Annotated in this window: 2 protein-coding genes; both read left to right on the top strand. The window is 41.1% G+C overall.

Translation table 11 applies throughout. The features are described 5' to 3' along the window. The coding region (locus Q0L68_RS18030; RefSeq protein WP_296705651.1) for an efflux RND transporter permease subunit at positions 1-2128 on the top strand (2128 nt) is incomplete at its 5' end. Positions 2129-2250: 122 nt separating this feature from the next. Next, positions 2251-3560 (top strand): TolC family protein (locus Q0L68_RS18025; protein ID WP_296705650.1); only part of this gene is annotated, 1310 nt, incomplete at its 3' end.

Here is a 3560-nt window from a genome sequence, read left to right as displayed (position 1 = left end):
GCTTGTTTTGATCGTATTAGGCTTATTTCTAGATCCAAGAATCGCATTTTGGGTTGCGTTCAAAATTCCGGTTGCACTTCTGGGAATGTTTACCCTGAGCTATTTCTATGATCTGACGATTAATCAAGTGTCACTTTTCGGGACGATTATTGTGCTGGGAGTGATCGTGGATGATGGGGTGGTAGTTGCTGAGAATATCTACGAGAAATTCATGAAAGGGCTCACTCCGCTACAAGCCGCCATCGAAGGAACCATTGAAGTGATCCCTGCAATTGTATCCTCCTTGATTACGACGGCATGTGCATTCAGTATATTCTTCTTTTTCGATGGACAACTGGGGGATTATTTCTCCGACGTTGCCTTTGTGGTTTGTGCCACTTTATTTATTGCTTTACTGGAAAGTTTATTCTTTCTGCCTGTGCACATTGCTCGATCCAAAGCTTTGCGAAGAGATGATAAGCCTTGGAAATTAACCCAAATCACCAATAATTCCCTTCTTAGGTTTCGGGATTTCTTTTATGCTAAAGTGATTCGTGGAAGTATGAAGCTCCCGATTATTCCGGTACTCGTGGTGATAGGTATCATGGTTTTGACGGTGATGGCTTTAGGTTCAGGCCTGATCAAAAGTACCTTTTTCCCAAATATCGACCAGGATATGGTTACTGCACAGATCGAGCTTCCCCTAGGCACTGACGAACGGATTGTTAAAGAAAAGTTGGATCTGATTGAAGCTAAAGTATGGGAAGTGAATGACGAATATTCTTCCGAGAGAAGTGACGGACTTCAAGTTGTTCGTTTTGTGGAAAAAGTGGTAGGTCCAAAATCCAACGAAGGCTTTCTTAATATTTACATGCTGGAAGGAGATACCAGAAATATCCTTTCGTATGTGGTTGCAGGAAAAATCCGAGATAAGGTAGGTCCGATTCCGGAAGCTCGCAATTTGGCCTATAAGAGCCTATCAGCTTTTGGAAAACCTGTTTCCATCGCGCTAATAGGAAGAAATACCGAGGATCTTCGTGAAGCCAAGACCATGCTGCGGGATTATTTGGAAACCAGAAAAGACCTAAAAGACATTACCGATACAGACAAACAGGGAATGCCAGAGTTGGAGATGAGGTTGAAAGATAATGCCAGACTTCTGGGTTTTTCAGAAGCACAAGTATTCGATCAGATCCGAAAAGGTTTCTTTGGATTGCAGGTGCAAAGCTTGCAGCGGGATGATGAGGAAGTGAAAATCTGGGTACGATATGATGTTAAAGATCGTCAGTCAATACAGGATTTGGAGAACATAAGACTTTCCTTACCAAATGGTGCTTCCTATCCAATCAATGAATTGGCGGATTTTGAATACAAAACCAATGTAACAGAAATCAATCATCAATCCGGTGTACGAGAACTGAGAGTGGAGGCAGATATTGCTGATTTAATGGTTTCTGTACCGGCAATTTTAGCAGATACTGAAGCGGGCGTCCTGGCTGATATTCAAAAGAAATTCCCAGCTATTCGATATACGTTAGAAGGAGAAGCACGACTTTCTGGCAAAACTCAAGCCTCGAGCCAAGGTCCGACGACGCTACTTTTCCTTTTGATCATTGTGATTTTGCTGTTGAACTATAGATCCATCGGCAAGACCCTGGCTATCCTCGCAATGCTTCCTTTTGCTTTTATCGGGATTGCATGGGGTACATTTATCCATGGGATTCCGGTAAGTATTTTCTCATTCTTGGGTATGATCGCTCTCTGGGGAATTTTGATCAACAATGGATTGGTACTGGTTTCAACGTACAACGACAATTTATTAAAGGGAATGAGGATTAAGGATGCCTTAATTGACTCGGCAATTTCGAGGTTTAGACCGATTGTCTTGACTACCATCACCACTGTCTTTGGCTTGGCTCCATTACTCCTGAGCAACTCGGTAAGTGCCCAATTCATCAAGCCAACTGCAATCGCTATTGCCTATGGGTTGATCTTTGGTTTGGTGTTATCACTTACTTTTCTTCCATCTATTTTGCTTTTGATCAACCAGTTGAAAGTAAAGTTGCATCGAATTAGATATAAAAATTCAGAGAAAAAACCCGAAGATCTCGATGTAGTGCTGAAAGAAATTAAAAATGAACTTGCCTAATTAAACATGAAATCGAGCATATCAGAAGCGACACAGATTGGCATGATCACAAGCCAAGCAAGATTCTCCCGAAGAAAAATCGGGACAGGCTATCTGACCGCTAAAAATCAAATTATTTACAGATGAAAAAGATACTAGTACTCGTAATTCTGGTTCAGTCATTTGTCTTGAAGGCTCAAGCCCAATTTCCACTTTCAGGTGATTTGTTGACCTTACCAGATGCTATTGACCTGACCATCGCAAATAATAAACAGCTGAAAATCCAACGAAACTTGGTAGAGATATCAGAAAATAATCTCTTCAGAGGCAATTCTGGACAGATGCCAACAATTGGTTTTGCAGCTGATGGCAAGTTTGGTCAAAATCAAGCTAATATTGATATCCGGACCTTTCAAGAAAATCCTCCCTTGGTTACTATTGAAGCAGACGGTGTCCAATCCACAACGCTTTCTGCTGGAGTGCGGGCGGACTATTTATTGTTTGGAGGATTTCAAGGAAAATACAGTTATCAGATTCTAGAGGAAGAACAGACAATCGCTAGATTCGAGCAGGAAGCTCTTTTAAATGAGTTAATATTTGCTGTCTCGGGATTGTATTACGATATCGCAAAGCTTCAAAGTAGAGAAGAATTGCTTATGGAAAACGTGGAAATTAGCAAGGAGCAATTACGCCGAATAGAGAATCAGATCGAATTTGGACAAGTCACAGGAGCTTTGGCGCTAGCTGCCCAGACAGATATCAATCAAGAGTTGAATGCGCTTGATGATGTCTTGGTCTTGAAAAATAATCTGATGAAGGAATTAAACTTTCTAATGGGAATTGAGCCAGAGACAGAATATTTGGTTACCTACGATTTTCAAGATCCGCCTTTGATGGAAAACAGTGAATTGAAAGCAATGGTAATCGAGCAAAATCCTCAGCTGAAAATTAACGAATCGCTTGTTTCTGTTTCAAACAATCAGCTAAAGTTGAGTGAATCTGCCAAATATCCTCAGCTCAATGCTTTTGCAGATTATGGTTATTACCGCCAAGAAAACGATGCTCAACAATTAGCTAAACTGGAAACTCTTGGCTACTCGGCTGGTTTTTCGCTGAACTTTTTGATTTTTGATGGAGCTAGGGTAAATCGCGGCATAAAAAACGCTAAGATTGCTATTGAAAACTATCAGACTCAAGCCACATTATTAGCGGACGAACTTATCAAAGAAGCTGTGAAAGAGCAAGGTCAGCTGCTGATTTTAAAGTCTAAATTGATCCGGCAAGAAAATGATCTAGTTACCTTCACCGATAATTTCACCCGAACTCAGGATAGATTTGACAGGGGGCTAGCCAGTTCGCTGGATTTGCGCGAAGCGCAACGCTCTTTGCTCAATGCCAAAATCGGAATTAATGATGCCAAGTTGGATATTCTAAAATCCCAAGCCAAAATCAA

The sequence above is a fragment of the Algoriphagus sp. genome (assembly GCF_024642405.1).
Lineage (GTDB): Bacteria > Bacteroidota > Bacteroidia > Cytophagales > Cyclobacteriaceae > Algoriphagus.
Note: the sequence above shows the minus strand (reverse complement) of the source record. Positions and strands in the feature narration are given on the sequence as shown.